The sequence below is a fragment of the Corynebacterium aquilae DSM 44791 genome, assembly GCF_001941445.1.
GTDB lineage: Bacteria > Actinomycetota > Actinomycetes > Mycobacteriales > Mycobacteriaceae > Corynebacterium > Corynebacterium aquilae.
Genome location: NZ_CP009245.1, coordinates 1,834,975 through 1,851,052, shown reverse-complemented (window position 1 = coordinate 1,851,052; position 16,078 = coordinate 1,834,975). Strand labels below are relative to the sequence as shown.

Below are 16,078 nucleotides of genomic sequence, written 5' to 3'. Positions count from 1 at the left end.
GTGGGTGCTGGCAGCACCTGCCACCCACCCACATCCGCATCCCATACCCCGGCCGCCACAGGAGGACACCACTATGGCCCACCCCATGGACTGGGACACCGCCCCCATCATCACCGCTGCCCCCACGGCCACCACCGACACCGGTGCCGCCACCTGGGTGCTCATCAGCGCCTGCCTGGTGCTGCTGATGACCCCGGCACTGGCCCTGTTCTATGGCGGCATGAGCCGCCAAAAGTCGGTGCTGAACATGATGATGATGAGCTTTAGCTCCCTAGGCATCGTCACCATCACCTACATCGCCTACGGCTACGCCGCCTCCTATGGGCCCAGCATGCTCGGCGGGCTGGTGGCCAACCCCGCCGACAACCTCATGCTCAACCAGGTCATCAGCCACCTCGCGAACACCCCGGCCGGGGGTGCCAACGGCTACCCGGAGATCATCGACGTGTGCTTTCAGCTCACCTTCGCGGTGATCTCCGTGGCGCTGATCAGCGGCGCGCTGGCAGAACGCGTGAAGTTCGATGCGTGGATGATGTTCGCCGCCGTGTGGGTATCTTTGTGCTACTACCCGCTGGCACACCAGGTCTGGGGCGCAGGCCTATTGTCGGAGTCCCACGACTCCCTATCCGCCCTGCTGTTCGGCCGTACCAGCCACGGGGAGGCCGCAATCGCCCCCATCGACTTCGCCGGCGGCACCGTGGTGCACATCTCCGCCGGCACTGCGGCACTCGTTTTGGCCATCATCGTCGGCCGCCGGCGCGGCTTCCCCCCAGCCACCCACCGCCCCCACAACCTGCCCATGGTGATGCTCGGGGCGGCGCTATTGTGGTTCGGTTGGCTCGGCTTCAACGCCGGCTCCGCCCTGGGTGATCTAGGCCTGGCGGGGCTGGCCTGGCTCAACACCACCGCGGCCGCAGCAGCCGGCCTCTGCGGCTGGTTGATCGTGGAAAAAATCCGCGACGGCCACGCCACCAGCCTGGGTGCCGCCTCCGGCATCATCGCCGGACTGGTCACCATCACCCCCGCCGCCGGCGACGTACGCCCCGGATGGGCACTGGTTCTCGGCTTGACCGGCGGCATGCTGGCCGCGCTCGCGGTCACCCTCAAATTCCGCTACCGCTTCGACGACTCCCTCGACGTTGTCGGCGTGCACCTGGTCGGTGCCCTGTGGGGCACCATCGCCGTTGGCTTCGTCGCCACCGATAGGGGACTTTTCACCGGCGGCGGAATCGCCGCCGGCACCAAGCTGGTAGCCATCCAAACCCTGGTGGCCCTGGCAGCCATGGCCTTGTCTGCACTCGTGACCGGGGTGCTCGGACTCATCATCGCCCGCACCGTCGGCTGGCGCATCGACCCAGAGGAAGAACGCGGCGGCATCGATACCTCCATCCACGGCGAATCCGCCTACGACACCCACGCCGCCGTGTTCGGCGGACACATCCACTCCCGAGACTCCCGCCGCTGACCCGTCAGTTAGCTAGACTTGCACACAGCACACCCGGGGCACCCACCAGCCAACCCGCCCCTTTCGCCCCGTGAGACCGTGCCCCGCGCCGGCGCCGCGCACTAGGACAAAAGAAGGTTTTTCGTGAAGCTCATCACCGCAGTCATCAAGCCATTTACCCTGGCAGAAGTCCAGGAAGCACTCGAACAGCTCGGCATCAACGGCATGACCGTCACCGAATCCCAAGGTTTTGGCCAACAAAAAGGCCACACCGAGGTCTACCGCGGCGCCGAATACGCCGTCGACTTCGTCCCGAAAGTCAAACTCGAAATCGTCGTCGACGACGAAGACGTCGAAGACGTCATCGACGCCATCGTGGAATCCGCAAGCACCGGCAAAATCGGCGACGGCAAACTCTGGGTCACCCCCGTCGAAGACATCGTGCGCGTCCGCACCGGCGAACGTGGCGTCCAAGCCATCTAACCCCCACCCCGGCCAGCCCGACCCCCTTCAGAGAATCCTTCCCGCACAAGAAACGGCGCACCCGTGGCATCCCTGCCCCCACCCGAGACCGGTTTTCCCCCATCCGGCGCGGAATACGCCGCGCACCTGCGCGCCCAGCGCCAACACGCCACCGCCAGGCTGCTGCAACAACTGCAGATCCCAGACGGGTGGGCGCTGGCAGTCACCGGTTCCTGTGGCCGGGCGGAAATGACCAACTACTCCGATATCGACCTGGTCATCCTCATCCCAGACTCCGCCCCGGACGCAGACATTTCCGCCGCCGTCGACGAAATCCTGTACCCACTGTGGGACGCCAAGGTCAAAGTCGACCACTCCGTACGCACCACCGCCCAATGCCTACAGGTGATGGACGAGGACACCACAGCCGCCCTAGCCTTGCTGGAGCTCACCCACATGGCGGGATCCCACGAACTCGTCGAACACGCCCGCGCCAGCATCCTCAAACACTGGCGGACGATCCTGCCGCGCACCTTCGACGAAGTACTCGACTCCGCAATCGCCCGCTGGCGGCGCTCCGGATCCGTGGTAGCCATGACCCGCCCAGATATAAAAAACGGCCGCGGGGGACTCAGAGACCTGGCCCTGATCAGGGCACTAGCCCTCGGGCAAGTGTGCGACATCCCGCCCCTAGACACCGAACACCGGCTACTGCTGGACTCGCGCACCCTGCTCCACGAATCCATCCGGCGCCGCCGCGACATCCTGGATCCCGAATACGCCATCGACGTCGCCCTCGCCCTGGACTACCCCGACCGCTACGCCCTCTCCCGCGCCCTTGCCCTGGCCGCCCGCACCATCGACCAGGCACTAACCAATGCGCTCGGACAAGCCCGCGCCATCCTGCGGCGCACCAGCCCCCAACGCCACACCCAACGCCGCCCCCTAGACACCGATGTCGTCGAAATCGGCGGCACCATCGGGCTTTCCCGCACCCCCAACTTGAGCGACCCCGGACTCGTGCTGCGAGTCGCCGCCGCCTCCGCCCGCACCGGCCTGCCCATCTCACCCACAGCACTGTCCCAACTGCGCAGCGTGCCCCCACTGCCACCACAATGGCCCAAAGCCGCCGTCAGCGACTTCATCGCAACCCTGGCCTCCCCCGCCTACACCCACCACGTCGTACGCACCCTCGACGACGCCGGACTCTGGGCACCCATCGTGAACGAATGGGACCACATCCGCGGACTCATGCCCCGCGAACCCAGCCACATCCACACCGTCGACCACCACACCCTCGACACACTCGCCCGGCTCGGCCACAACACCGTCGGCGTCGCCCGCCCCGACCTACTACTCCTCGCCGCCCTCTACCACGACATCGGCAAAGGCTACGACCGCCCCCACGAACAAGTCGGCGCCGAACAAGTCGCCCGCATGGCAGCCCGCATGGGGCTCAACCCCCGCGACATCATGATCGTGCAAACCCTCGTCGCCGAACACACCCTCCTGGCCCGCATGGCAGCAACCATTGACCCCAACGACCAAGACGCCATCGACCAAGTCCTCGACGCAGTGCACTACAACCCGCTCATCCTGGACCTATTAGAAGTACTCGCCGAAGCCGACGCCCAAGCCACCGGGCCCACCGTGTGGACCCACCGGCTCGCCCGCCACGTATTCACCCTGTGCGCCAACGCCCGCAGGCACATGACCCACCTGCCACCCGCCCGCCCCTACGTCGTCGCCCCCAACGACCTCGGCCTTAGCCGCATCGACGGCGGCTACAACATCCACTGGGCCGGCGACTACCCCCGAGAATCCGTCCGCGTGCTCGCACTCATCGCCGCCAAAGGACTCACCATCAGTGCAGCCCGCATGGTCAACCACCACGAACCGGACGGCACCACCAAGGCCTGCATGGCCGAATTCGAAGTCCGCGGAGCCGTCGGAACCCTCGACGAAGCCGAATTCATCCAGGCCTACAAATCCGGGGTCTTTTCCATGCTGCCCCCCACCACCCCCGTACCCGTCAACACCGTATGGCACGGCAACACCATCGAAGTCAGAGCCGTCGACCAAAAAGCCCTCCTCGGTGCCGTCATCGGACTGCTACCCGACTTCAACTGGCTATCGATGACCACCACCGGCGCCACCATGATCGCCACCGCCCACCTGGCCGGCGGATTCCAGCGCGCACAGGTGGAACGAGACATGGCGCGCCTAAGCAACTAGCCCCACCACCCCACAAGCAGCCGGACACACACCCAATCCAACACCGGGTACCGTGGGGCTAACTGCCCACGCTGCGCCCCACGGCCGCTAAGATGGCACAAGCGAAAAAATAACTTGTGGCGCGCGCACCCCACCGCACCGGGAAGACAAACCCTGCGGTGCCAGCCCCGCTGCACCGCGCGCCCGTGACGACACCAACGGTTTCGCCGCGTCCCACACACCACATCGAAGGGGAGAAAAACCACCGTGTTCGAATCCTTGTCAGACCGCCTAACAAGCGCCCTCACCGGACTCAAAGGCAAAGGCAAGCTCACCGAAGCTGACATCAACGCCACCGCCCGCGAAATCCGCCTCGCGCTGCTAGACGCCGACGTCTCCCTCCCCGTCGTCCGCGCCTTCATCAAACGCATCAAAGAACGCGCCAACGGTGCCGACGTCTCCACCGCGCTAAACCCCGCCCAGCAGGTCATCAAAATCGTCAACGAGGAACTCATCGAGATCCTCGGCGGCGAAACCCGCCGCATCACCCTGGCGAAAAACCCACCCACCGTCATCATGCTCGCCGGCCTCCAAGGCGCTGGTAAAACCACCCTGGCCGGCAAGCTCGCCAAACACCTAGCCAAAAAAGGCCACGCCCCCATGCTGGTGGCCTGCGACCTGCAGCGCCCAGGCGCGGTGCAGCAGCTGCAGATCGTCGCCGAGCGCGCCGGGGTGGACTGCTTCGCCCCGGACCCGGGCACCGCGCTGGACACCCTCGACCATGAGATGGGCACCAGCCACGGTGACCCGGTGGCGGTCGCCCAGGCCGGTATCGAGGAAGCACAGCGCACCAACCACGACATCGTCATCGTCGACACCGCGGGTCGTTTGGGTATCGACGAGGAGTTGATGACCCAGGCCCGCAACATCCGCGACGCCGTCAACCCGGACGAAGTGCTGTTCGTCATCGACGCGATGATCGGTCAGGACGCCGTGTCCACCGCCGAGGCCTTCCGCGACGGTGTGGATTTCACTGGTGTCGTCCTCACCAAGCTCGATGGCGATGCCCGTGGTGGTGCCGCCCTGTCGATCCGTGAAGTCACCGGCAAGCCGATTCTGTTTGCCTCCACCGGCGAAAAGCTCGAAGACTTCGATGTGTTCCACCCGGAGCGCATGGCCAGCCGCATCCTGGGCATGGGTGACGTGCTGAGCCTGATTGAGCAGGCCGAAAGCGTCATTGATCAAGAAGACGCGATGACGACCGCCAACAAGCTGGTGTCCGGGGAGTTGACCCTGGAGGACTTCCTCAACCAGATGCTCATGGTGCGTCGCATGGGCCCCATCGGCAACCTGCTGAAGATGCTGCCGGGTGGCAAGCAGATGAACCAGATGGCGGACATGGTCGATGAGAAACAGCTCGACCGCATCCAGGCCATTATTCGCGGTATGACCCCTGAAGAGCGCGCGAACCCGAAGATCCTCAACGCCTCCCGCCGCAAGCGCATCGCCGAAGGCTCCGGCGTGAAGGTGTCCGACGTTAACCAGCTGGTGGAGCGCTTCTTCGAAGCCAAGAAGATGATGGGGCAGATGGCCGGCCAGTTCGGGATGGGTGGTTCCCGCAGCGCCACGAAGAAAAAGCCCAAGGGACGCAAGGGTAAAAACGGCAAGCGCAAACCCGCCAAGAAGGGGCCCACCCAGCCGCGCATGCCGCAGGGGATGCCGGGAATGCCGGGAATGCCCGGCATGGGTGGTGCCGGCATGCCCAGCATGGAGGAAATTGCCAAGCTGCAAGAACAGATGGGATCCGGTGGGGGAATGCCGGGGTTGGGCAAGCTGGGCAAGCTTCCTGGCATGCCGAAGTTGCCCCCGGGATTCGATCCCGGTGCCTTCGGTGGCCCCGGCGCCCCGAAAAAATAGGCTGATCGAGCCATTTGGTTGAAACATCGCCCCTGCGTGCTGCGGGGGCGATGTTTTATTGTGTGCAAACCTTTTTTATGTCATCAAGATAGTGGTTTCCCCTGGGGTATCACTTTTGCTAAAAAGCTTAAAATGTGCAGGTTATGGCGGTGGGGGAGGGGCTTATGAAAAGGGTTTCATTGTGTTTAGGGTGGGATTTTAGCGAAGTGAAAATAAAACCTTTTTTCGAATTCTCAAAATAGTTTTTAGCCCTTTATTATTGCGGCGTTAGTGAGAATTGCCAGGCTTTGCACAGCTGCTTAGCCACGAATCCCAAAGGATCGGACATGACACCCCGTTCGCGTCACATCGCGCTCGCCCTGCCGCTTGCTGTTGCCCTCTCCAGCCAAGCGGTCGTCCCCGCCCAGGCCTTGTCCCACCCCATCGACACCTCCCGTGCGGATGCTCCGATGTGCACCATGGTGGAAACTGCAGCTGACCGCCAGGCGCTGGCCGCCTACCGGGCAGCGGTCAAGCAGGCAGCCGATAACATCGTCAGCGGTCTGCGACAGATGGTCAGCCGTGATGAGGACGCCGCGGAAGCACTAGCGCTGATCGACTACATCAACGCCCAGCCCCAGCGCTCCCCCGAAGACGAGGAAGCGCTCGAGGAAGCTGCCTTCGAGCTGTTCCCCCTGTATGAATCCCTGGGCTACCTGATCGATGACATCACCGTCGTCACCCACCCGGAATCCCTCGTCGAGCATGCAGAGCAGGCCATCGCGCCGGTGCTGCGCCCGGAAAACACCTCCGGTAGCTTCACCGAGGCACAGGCTGGTGAAAAAGCCAACGATCTGAACATGATCGAGCCGGATTTCTACGCGCCCTTCCGCAACGATGACTACTCCGAGGCGCTCAACGAGTTCACCGCTGATGTGGCAGGAAGCACCAACGGCTTCATCGAAGCTGCCCGCGCCATGGAGGAAGCCTACGGCAGCGTGCCCTTCACCAACTGCGTGGCCGACATGGTTGAAAAGCGCACCGCCGAGCAACAGCGCGCCGAAGAATTGGCCACCGCACAAAACGCCGCCGCCGCCGCACAGCGCGAGGCCGAGCAGGCGCGCGCCGAGCGCGATGAAGCCAACCGTGCCGCAGCCCAGGCACGCCAGGAAGCCACCCAGGCGCGTGAGCAGGCCGATGCCGCCAAGCAAGCCCAGCGCGACGCCGAGCAGCGCGCAGCGGACGCGCAGCAGGACGCTTCAGCCGCGCGGGAGGACGTCGCACGCGCGAAGCAGGAGGCCGAAGCCGCCAAGCAGGAAGCCCAAGCTGCTGAGCGTAAAGCTGCAGCCGCTGAACAAAAGGCGAGCGAAGCTGAGCAGGCGCGCAGTGAAGTAGAAGGCAAGCTCGACGACGCCACCACCCGCCTTGAGGACGTCAATGCCCAATTGGACGAAGCTAAGCGTCAGCACGCCGAAGAATTGCAGGCTGCACGAGAAGCCGCCGAGCAAACCCAGCGGGAAGCCGACAAGGTCAACGCCGAAAGTAATAAGCAGGCACGTCTAGCACAGCAGGAGGCCGAGCAGGCACGCGCCGAGCGCGACGAGGCCAACCGCGCCGCAGGCGAGGCGCGTCAGGAAGCCGCCGAAGCGCGCGAGCAGGCCGAAGTCGCCAAGCGCGCCCAGCAGGAAGCTGAACAGCGCGCCGAGACCGCACGCCAGGAAGCTGCTGACGCCCAGCGCGCAGCTGAGGATGCCCAAAACGCAGCAGCCGCTGCCGAGCGCAAAGCCGCCGAGGCGCAGCAGGCAGCCGAACAAGCACAGCGCGACACTGGTGTTGCTACCGCCGCCCGTGAACAAGCCGAGCGCGCCGCAGCCCAAGCGCGCAAGGAAGCTGAGCAGGCGCGCGAGCAGGCCGAGGCAGCCAAGGCTGCCCAGCAAGAAGCAGAGCAGACCGCTGCGAGCGCGCAGCAGGCTGCCGCTACCGCGCGCGAGGAGATGACCCGTGCGCAGCAGGAAGCCGCCGACGCACAGCAGGAAGCCGAAACCGCGAATCGCAAAGCCGAGGCCGCTGAGCGTAAAGCCAGCGCTGCAGAAGAAAAGCTGAGTGACACCGTCACCACCCTGGATGAAGCCAAGGAGCAACTCGAGCAAGCCCAGCGTGCTGCTGAGGCTGCTAACCAGCGTGCTGATGTTGCTGAGGCTGCGCGTGAGCAGGCTGAGCGGGAGCGGGATGCTGCGCAAGATGCTGCTGAGAAGGCTAATGCTCAGGCTGAGGCTGCGGCGAAGGATCTTGCTGCTGCGCAGAAGCGGGTGGCTGAGGTTGAGGCTGCTCGTGGGGTAAGTGATGCTGAGGCGGTTGCTGCGCGTGAGCAGTTGCAGCGGGCGCAGGCTGCGCAGCGTGAGGCTGCGGCTGAGGCTGCTGCGAAGGTGAAGCAGTTGGAGGAAAAGACTGCTCGTCAGGTGGCTGCGGCTAATCAGGCTGCGGGTGCTGCGAAGGGGCGTGCGGAGGCTGCTCAGCGTGCTGCTGAGGCTGCTAACCAGCGTGCTGATGTTGCTGAGGCTGCGCGTGAGCAGGCTGAGCGGGAGCGGGATGCTGCGCAAGATGCTGCTGAGAAGGCTAATGCTCAGGCTGAGGCTGCGGCGAAGGATCTTGCTGCTGCGCAGAAGCGGGTGGCTGAGGTTGAGGCTGCTCGTGGGGTAAGTGATGCTGAGGCGGTTGCTGCGCGTGAGCAGTTGCAGCGGGCGCAGGCTGCGCAGCGTGAGGCTGCGGCTGAGGCTGCTGCGAAGGTGAAGCAGTTGGAGGAAAAGGCTGCTCGTCAGGTGGCTGCGGCTAATCAGGCTGCGGGTGCTGCGAAGGGGCGTGCGGAGGCTGCTCAGCGTGCTGCTGAGGCGGCTCATCAGCGTGCTGATGTTGCTGAGGCTGCCCGCAAGAAGGCAGTGGCAGACGCCGAGAAGGCCAACGCCAAGGCCGCAGCAGCCGCCAAGGACCTTGCTGCTGCGCAGAAGCGGGTGGCTGAGGTTGAGGCTGCTCGAGGCGCAAGCGATGCCCAGGCTGTCGCAGCTCGCGAACAGCTCAAGCGTGCCGAAGACGCCCACCGCAAGGCCGCAGCTGCCGCCGCTGCAACGGTAGCCCGAGTCAAAGCGGAGGCTGCTGAAGAAATCGCAGCCGCCCGCGAGGCCGCCCAGGATGCGCGGACCCGCGCTGAGGCCGCTCAAAAGGCCGCAGCAGCCGCCACCAAGCGCGCCGAGGTAGCCGAAGCGCAATCCGGCAAGGACTCCGCGGCTGCCCGCCAGGCTCGCGAGCAGGCCAAGGCAGCGAGCCAGCAGGCAGCAGCCGCACGCAAGGCGCTGTCCGACGCCGAGCGTAGGGTCGCCACCACCGTCAAAAACCAGCAGAAGGCACACCAGGTCGCCCTGGCAGAGGCTGTGCGAGCCAAGGAAGACGCACAGCGCGCCACCGCAGAGGCCACCCGCCGGGCTCAGGCAGCCGAAAAGCGCGCTGGCACCAACTCCCAGGAAGCAGCCGCTGCCCGCGAACAGGTGCGCCACGCACAGGAGAAGCAAGCCGCAGCCGAAAAGAACCTCGCAGCCCTCGAGGGCGAAAAAGCGGCGCTGGCACAGCAGCTTGCCGAAGCGAACAAGACCATCGCCAAGCTCACCGAGGACAGTAAGAAACACGAGCAGCAGCGCAATGAGCAGGGATCTTCGGATTCTTCCAGCATGGGATCCAGTGGATTCGCCGTGATCGGCGTGCTGCTTGCCGTGCTGGGTGCGGTGCTGGGGCTGTTCCACCTCGGTGGCACCATGGGCCTGCCCGGTCTGCCGATGCGGTAACTCAAACACACCTGTGCTAAAGTTCTTCGGGTTGCCATTTCTGGCATCACGTAAGCATTCCTGTGGAACACCGACACCGACCACGGTCGGCCGGTGGTCACCCGCAGGTTAAACACCAAGGGCTGAACCGGCCCGGGGATACGCCCCGGGCGCCTGAACTGCCCAGTGACCAAGAAGGAGCCACACCATGGCCGTCAAGATCAAGCTGCAGCGTCTCGGTAAGATTCGCACCCCCGAGTACCGCGTCGTCGTCGCTGACGCTCGCACCCGCCGTTCCGGCAAGGTCATCGAGAACCTCGGCATCTACCAGCCGAAGAACGACCCCTCCATCATCCAGATCGACTCCGAGCGCGCTCAGTACTGGCTGTCCGTCGGTGCTCAGCCGACCGAGCCGGTTCTGGCCCTGCTGAAGGTCACCGGTGACTGGCAGAAGTTCAAGGGTCTGCCGGGCGCCGAGGGCACCCTGAAGGTTGCAGAGCCGAAGAAGTCCAAGCTGGAGCTGTTCAACGAGGCTCTGGCCGAGGCTAACAACGGCCCGACCGCCGAGGCTATCACCGAGAAGAAGCGCAAGGCTAAGGCTGAGGCCGAGAAGAAGGCTGCTGAAGAGGCAGAGGCTGAGGCTGCTAAGGCTGCCGAGGAAGCTGCTTCCGAGGAGTCCGCTGAGGCTGAGGCTGAGGCTCCGGCCGAGTCTGAGTAAAACTCACTTTTCACCCGCTGCGCCATCAAGCGCGCCGCGTGTACCGCATCCCCTCCACGTCAACAGTGGAGGGGATGCTTTTGTTATGTGGGTGGTATCTGCGGGCGCCACAAAAGAGGTATATTTAAGTCATCTTTAGGTTAGTGTGTGCTAACAACCGCTCAGTGAAAGGCCGCCCCACATGTCACCGAACCAACTTCCCGGATCCGGTCGCGCACCCGCCCACACCCCAGGCCACTGGCTGCTAGCCCAGCTAGGCAAAAAAGTCTTGCGCCCCGGCGGCAAAGAAACCACCACCTGGCTGCTTGACCACGCCGACATCGCCGGCAAAAACGTCGTCGAATTCGCCCCCGGCCTGGGCGTGACAGCCCAAGACATCCTCTCCCGGCTCCCCAAAAGCTACATCGGTATTGACCGCGATGCCGACGCCGCAGCCCACGCCGCCACCCGTCTAGCTGGCAGGGGAGAAGTCCGCGTCGGCCACGCCGACGCGACCGGCCTACCTGATGACAGCTGCGACATCGTCGTCGGCGAAGCCATGCTCAGCATGCACACCGACAAGCTCAAACGCGACATTTTGCGCGAAGCGGCCCGCATCCTCACCCCCGGCGGCATCCTCGTGTCCCACGAACTGCTGCTCACCCCCAACACCCTGGCGGAAGAATACAAAACACACATCCGCCACGACCTTGCCCGTGCTATACACGTCAACGCCCGCCCCTTGACCGTCCACGAATGGTCCACCCTCGCGGCAGACGCCGGGCTGACCATGCGTGACCACTACCAAACAGACATGGCACTGCTCGAGCCTCGACGCCTGATTGCCGACGAGGGGCTGGGGGTAGTCACCATCGCCAAAAACTTAGTAACCAAACCAGCGGCCCGCAGCCAAGTACTAGCGATGCGCGCAGCATTTCGTCGGCACCGGGAACATCTCGGCGCGATCGGTGCCATCTACGTCAAATAAACCCAGCACACCATCAGGACACCCATGAGCCCCCACCGCAACCCCCTGCCGACCAACACCCCCGACACCTTCGGCGCCCCCACCCCCGAAACACAGGTTTTTACAGCAGACCTCATTAGCCAAGCGCCCCCACCGCGCGAAGGAACCCGCCCGGCGGTCGCACGCATCCACACCGGCCCCCGTGCCAACCACATCCTGTTTACCTTTACCCCCGGACAACAACTCACCACCCACCAAGCAGCACACCCCATCACCGTCAGTTGCCCAAAAGGCCAGCTGATCTTCACCGTCGAAGGCCAGCAACCGGTGCTGCTCGAAGGCGGCGCCATGATGCATCTCGACGCCTACATTCCACACAGCGTCGAAGTTCCCGCCGACGCGCCCGGCGCAATCCTGTGGCTCATCATGCACACCCCCGATAGCGAGCACTAGCAATCTGACTCACCCAACCCGCCCGTACCGGCTGAACCCAAGCATGTGTGCGGACCACCGGGTGCCAATCTGCACCTTTTTCCGTTACTGAAAAAGAAATGAAAAAGTCGGTACGCTGGTGCCCCATGAGCCAAAAAGTCACAGGAGTCATCGCCCGCACCAAGGGCGCACCCGTAGAAAACGTCCCCATCATCATCCCCGACCCCGGCCCCAACGACGTCATCGTACGCATCCAAGCCTGCGGAGTCTGCCACACCGACCTCGCCTACCGCGACGGCGACATCGAAGACGCCTACCCCTTCCTGCTCGGCCACGAAGCAGCCGGCATCGTAGAAACCATCGGCCGCAACGTCACCCACGTCGCCGAAGGAGACTTCGTCGTGCTGAACTGGCGCGCCGTTTGTGGGCAATGCCGCGCCTGTAAAAAAGGCACCCCGAAATACTGCTTCAACACCCACAACGCCTCCAAAAAGATGACCCTGGAGGATGGCACGGAACTCACCCCCGCCCTGGGAATCGGAGCCTTCGCCGAAAAAACCCTCGTCCACGAAGGACAATGCACCAAAGTTGACCCCAACGCCGACCCCGCCGCCGCAGGCCTTTTAGGCTGCGGCATCATGGCCGGACTCGGTGCAGCCGTCAACACCGCAGAAATCCAACGTGGCGAATCCGTAGCCATTTTCGGCTGCGGAGGCGTCGGCATGGCAGCGGTCGCCGGGGCGCACCTGGCAGGAGCATCCACCATCATCGCCATCGACATCGACGACGACAAGCTCCACACCGCCACAGCCGAATTCGGCGCCACCCACACGATCAACTCCCGCAACCTCAGCGACGACGACGTCATCGCCGCCATTCGCGAACTAACCAACACCCACGGCCCCGACGTCACCATCGACGCCGTAGGAATCCCCGCCACCACCCGCCAAGCCTTCTACTCCCGCGACCTCGCCGGACGCATGGTCCTCGTCGGAGTTCCTGGCCCCGACGCTCGCCTCGACATCCCCGCCATCGACTTCTTCGGCCGCGGCGGATCCCTCAAATCCTCCTGGTACGGCGATTGCCTGCCCGAACGAGACTTCCCCATGTACGTCGACCTGGCTAACCAAGGACGCTTCCCACTCGGTAAATTCGTCACCGAACGCATCAACCTAACCGAAGTCGAGCAAGCCTTCGACACCATGAAAACCGGCAAAGTTCTACGCAGCGTAGTGGAGGTCTAAACCACAATGAATATCGAACACCTCGAAACATCCGGAACATTCCGCCTCGACGGCGGCGAATGGGACGTCGACAACAACGTCTACCTCCTCAGCGGAAAAGAAGGCGTCTACATCGTCGACCCCGCCCACGACAAGCAAGCCATCATCGACGCCGTCGGCGACCGCAAAGTCCTCGCCGTGCTGCTCACCCACGCCCACAACGACCACTGCGACCTCGTCCCCGAAATCGTCGGTCACTACGGCGCCCCCGCCTACCTCCACCCCGACGACGACATGCTGTGGAAAGAATCCAACGGGGACGCCACCTACCTGCCCCTCAACGACGGACGCCACTTCGAACTCGACGGGCAACCCATCATCACCATCCACACCCCCGGACACAGCCCCGGCTGCGTCGTCTTCCACATCCCCAGCGAAAACACCCTCATCTCCGGAGACACCCTCTTCAACGGCGGCCCTGGAGCCACCGGACGCAAATACTCGGACTTCGACACCATCATCGAATCCTTGCGCACCCGCGTGTTCACCCTCGACGCCGATACCACCGTGCTGCCCGGACACGGCGACAACACCACCGTCGGCGCCGAAGCCGCACGCCTCGACGAATACATCCAGCGCGGATACTAACCACCGCCACACCGGCCGGGCTAAGCGGGCACCAACCCCCACAGCCCGGCCGCTTTCATGCCACCACCCACACCACAACAGCCCAACACCAGCAATACCCAGCCTTGCCCCCAAAGCCGGTAGAGTACACAACCATGACAAGCGACGTTGAACTCCTCATTGGCCGAGTCGTCAAAGCCCACGGCATCCGCGGCGAAGTAGCGGTAGACATCACCACCGACGAACCAGACATCCGCTTCGCGATTGGGGAAGTGCTCACCGGAAAACAAGCCGGAAAACAACACCAACTCACCATCGCCAAGGCCCGCGCCCACCAAGGTCGCCTCCTGATCACCTTCAAGGAAATCAGCGACCGCAACGCCGCCGAATCCCTACGCGGAACCCAATTTTTCGCACCCCCACTCGAAGACGACGAAGACGACGACGGCTTTTACGACCACGAACTCGAAGGCCTCCACGTCATCCACAACGGCGCTGACATCGGCACCGTCACAGAGATCACCCACGGCCCCGCAGGAACCCTGCTCACCGTCACCCTCAACAGCGGCAAAGAAGCGATGATCCCCTTCGTCCACGCCATCGTGCCCGACGTCGACCTCGATGCAGGCCAACTCACCATCACCCCGCCCGACGGTCTGCTGGAACTCTAAACCCACCTCAAACCCCACACCCCAAAAACACATGCGCCTCGACGTCGTCACCATCTTCCCCGAATACCTCGAACCCCTGCGGCACGCACTACTCGGGCGAGCCATCGAACAACAGCTACTCAGCGTTGGTGTCCACGACCTCCGCCAATGGGCACACGGCGTCCACCGCGCCGTCGACGACACCCCCTACGGCGGCGGGCCCGGAATGGTCATGCTCCCCGAAGTCTGGGGCCCCGCACTCGACGACGTCGCCGCCGCAACCGGCCCCGCAGCCAACAACCACCTCCCCAGCGCACAACCGCACAAAACCCAAGCCACCCGCGACGAAAAACACGGCAAAACCGCCACCGCATACACCGACACAGACCCCCAAGGCACCCCGGACGAAGACCCCAACCTGCCGCTCCTCATCGTGCCCACCCCCGCAGGTATTCCCTTCACCCAACAACACGCCCGCGCCTGGTCGCGCGAAAACCACATCGTCTTCGCCTGCGGTCGCTACGAAGGCATCGACTCCCGAGTCATCGAAGACGCCCGCAACCGCTACCGAGTTCGCGAAGTCAGCATCGGCGACTACGTCCTCATCGGTGGGGAAGTAGCCACCCTGGTCATCGCCGAAGCCATCTGCCGGCTCATCCCCGGCGTGCTAGGAAACACCGAAAGCCACGAAGACGACAGCTTCTCCGACGGACTAATCGAAGGCCCCAGCTACACCAAACCATTGACCTGGCGAGGTCTCACCGTCCCAGACGTCCTCACCAGCGGCAACCACCAAGCCATCGCCGAATGGCGCCGCCACCAAGCACTCGACATCACAGCCCGCCGCCGCCCCGACCTGCTAGCCAACGTCGAGCTCAGCGACGCCGACACCATGCACCTCTACGGCAAAGACACCCATATCGATGTCGCAGGGATCCCGCCCACCGGAAAGCCAGCCAAAGCACTGCGCCGAAAAATCAAAAACATCCCCGGCATCGGCACCGTCACCGCGCCAGACACCACCAACCGCCCAGATATCTGCCAGCTAAAACTCCGCACCACCCTCGACGACGAAGCACTCCTAACAGCACTGCGCGCCGCAGGTGTCCGCAACGTCACCATCACCTAAAAGACCACGGCCAAGCCGAAGCGGAAATAACAAGCACCACCAGTGGGTTGGAACAGGCGAAAAGGGGTTTTGCAAGGCCCCACCCACACCACAAAGGATTCCCATGAGCACTCCCAGTCGTGACACCCACACCGACATCCAAGCCCTACTGCCACCCCATGAACTCGAAGCCTCACTGCCGACGTGGCAAAGTGCTCTCACCACCGCAGGAATCACTGGCGCCGACATCCACGTCGAACCCATCAGCCTTTCTTGCGAGCCCGACAACATGCTCGTCACCGAATACGAACAAACCCATGGTGCACCACCAATCACCGAAGTCCTGCACCGCATCGTGGTCAACGCACACACCGCACTCAACGAGCGGGATCTGACCAAAGCAATCGTGGACTGCTTGCCAGCAGGCACCCCCTGGTACGGCACCAGTGGAGACGGCCACATCGACCCAGGTGCAAACGCCGCCTGCAACATCTCCTACTAAAAACACCACCCACCGCCCACCTAAGCGCAGACCCAGTGCTTATA

13 protein-coding genes are annotated in these 16,078 nt (G+C 63.8%); all 13 read left to right on the top strand.

Annotated elements, in window-relative coordinates; all coding sequences use genetic code 11:
* The first annotated feature begins 85 nt into the window (after nt 1-85).
* Nucleotides 86-1,465, top strand: coding sequence for an ammonium transporter (locus CAQU_RS07810; RefSeq protein WP_075728560.1), 1,380 nt, complete (start codon nt 86-88; stop codon nt 1,463-1,465).
* A 123-nt stretch (nt 1,466-1,588) separates the two neighbouring features.
* Nucleotides 1,589-1,927 (top strand): P-II family nitrogen regulator, encoded by a 339-nt coding sequence (locus CAQU_RS07805; RefSeq protein ID WP_075726681.1) that lies wholly within the window; start codon nt 1,589-1,591, stop codon nt 1,925-1,927.
* Between the two features lie 63 nt (nt 1,928-1,990).
* Nucleotides 1,991-4,141, top strand: coding sequence for a [protein-PII] uridylyltransferase (locus CAQU_RS07800; protein WP_245797230.1), 2,151 nt, complete (start codon nt 1,991-1,993; stop codon nt 4,139-4,141).
* A gap of 246 nt (nt 4,142-4,387) precedes the next feature.
* Nucleotides 4,388-6,037, top strand: a complete 1,650-nt coding sequence (gene ffh, locus CAQU_RS07795; protein ID WP_075726680.1) for a signal recognition particle protein — start codon at nt 4,388-4,390, stop codon at nt 6,035-6,037.
* A 326-nt stretch (nt 6,038-6,363) separates the two neighbouring features.
* The gene (locus tag CAQU_RS07790; RefSeq protein WP_075726678.1) at nt 6,364-9,849 is read left to right on the top strand and encodes a hypothetical protein; all 3,486 of its coding nucleotides are present in this window, start codon (nt 6,364-6,366) and stop codon (nt 9,847-9,849) included.
* A 187-nt stretch (nt 9,850-10,036) separates the two neighbouring features.
* The gene (gene rpsP / locus CAQU_RS07785; protein WP_075726676.1) at nt 10,037-10,546 is read left to right on the top strand and encodes a 30S ribosomal protein S16; all 510 of its coding nucleotides are present in this window, start codon (nt 10,037-10,039) and stop codon (nt 10,544-10,546) included.
* 181 nt (nt 10,547-10,727) lie between these two features.
* The gene (locus tag CAQU_RS07780; RefSeq protein ID WP_075726674.1) at nt 10,728-11,513 is read left to right on the top strand and encodes a class I SAM-dependent methyltransferase; all 786 of its coding nucleotides are present in this window, start codon (nt 10,728-10,730) and stop codon (nt 11,511-11,513) included.
* Between the two features lie 24 nt (nt 11,514-11,537).
* Entirely contained in the window at nt 11,538-11,945 is a 408-nt protein-coding gene (locus tag CAQU_RS07775) for a cupin domain-containing protein (RefSeq protein WP_075726672.1), read from the top strand.
* Nucleotides 11,946-12,070: 125 nt separating this feature from the next.
* Nucleotides 12,071-13,168 carry an S-(hydroxymethyl)mycothiol dehydrogenase gene (locus tag CAQU_RS07770; protein ID WP_075726670.1) on the top strand — a complete coding sequence of 366 codons (1,098 nt, stop codon included), beginning with the start codon at nt 12,071-12,073 and terminating at the stop codon, nt 13,166-13,168.
* Nucleotides 13,169-13,174: 6 nt separating this feature from the next.
* On the top strand, nt 13,175-13,795 hold the full coding sequence (locus tag CAQU_RS07765; RefSeq protein ID WP_075726668.1) for an MBL fold metallo-hydrolase: 621 nt from the start codon (nt 13,175-13,177) through the stop codon (nt 13,793-13,795).
* Nucleotides 13,796-13,929: 134 nt separating this feature from the next.
* A complete protein-coding gene (rimM, locus tag CAQU_RS07760; protein ID WP_075726666.1) occupies nt 13,930-14,445 on the top strand; it encodes a ribosome maturation factor RimM in 516 nt (171 codons plus the stop codon).
* 31 nt (nt 14,446-14,476) lie between these two features.
* Entirely contained in the window at nt 14,477-15,553 is a 1,077-nt protein-coding gene (trmD, locus tag CAQU_RS07755) for a tRNA (guanosine(37)-N1)-methyltransferase TrmD (RefSeq protein ID WP_084562916.1), read from the top strand.
* A gap of 103 nt (nt 15,554-15,656) precedes the next feature.
* Nucleotides 15,657-16,034 carry a hypothetical protein gene (locus tag CAQU_RS07750; protein WP_075726664.1) on the top strand — a complete coding sequence of 126 codons (378 nt, stop codon included), beginning with the start codon at nt 15,657-15,659 and terminating at the stop codon, nt 16,032-16,034.
* The last annotated feature ends 44 nt before the right edge of the window (nt 16,035-16,078 follow it).

Bases quoted from the DNA above. Each gene is read 5' to 3' on its own strand.
- CAQU_RS07810 (WP_075728560.1), top strand. From the start codon at position 86: ATGGACTGGGACACCGCCCCCATCATCACCGCTGCCCCCACGGCCACC.
- CAQU_RS07790 (WP_075726678.1), top strand. From the start codon at position 6,364: ATGACACCCCGTTCGCGTCACATCGCGCTCGCCCTGCCGCTTGCTGTT.
- rpsP (WP_075726676.1), top strand. From the start codon at position 10,037: ATGGCCGTCAAGATCAAGCTGCAGCGTCTCGGTAAGATTCGCACCCCC.
- CAQU_RS07780 (WP_075726674.1), top strand. From the start codon at position 10,728: ATGTCACCGAACCAACTTCCCGGATCCGGTCGCGCACCCGCCCACACC.
- CAQU_RS07775 (WP_075726672.1), top strand. From the start codon at position 11,538: ATGAGCCCCCACCGCAACCCCCTGCCGACCAACACCCCCGACACCTTC.
- CAQU_RS07770 (WP_075726670.1), top strand. From the start codon at position 12,071: ATGAGCCAAAAAGTCACAGGAGTCATCGCCCGCACCAAGGGCGCACCC.
- CAQU_RS07765 (WP_075726668.1), top strand. From the start codon at position 13,175: ATGAATATCGAACACCTCGAAACATCCGGAACATTCCGCCTCGACGGC.
- rimM (WP_075726666.1), top strand. From the start codon at position 13,930: ATGACAAGCGACGTTGAACTCCTCATTGGCCGAGTCGTCAAAGCCCAC.
- trmD (WP_084562916.1), top strand. From the start codon at position 14,477: ATGCGCCTCGACGTCGTCACCATCTTCCCCGAATACCTCGAACCCCTG.
- CAQU_RS07750 (WP_075726664.1), top strand. From the start codon at position 15,657: ATGAGCACTCCCAGTCGTGACACCCACACCGACATCCAAGCCCTACTG.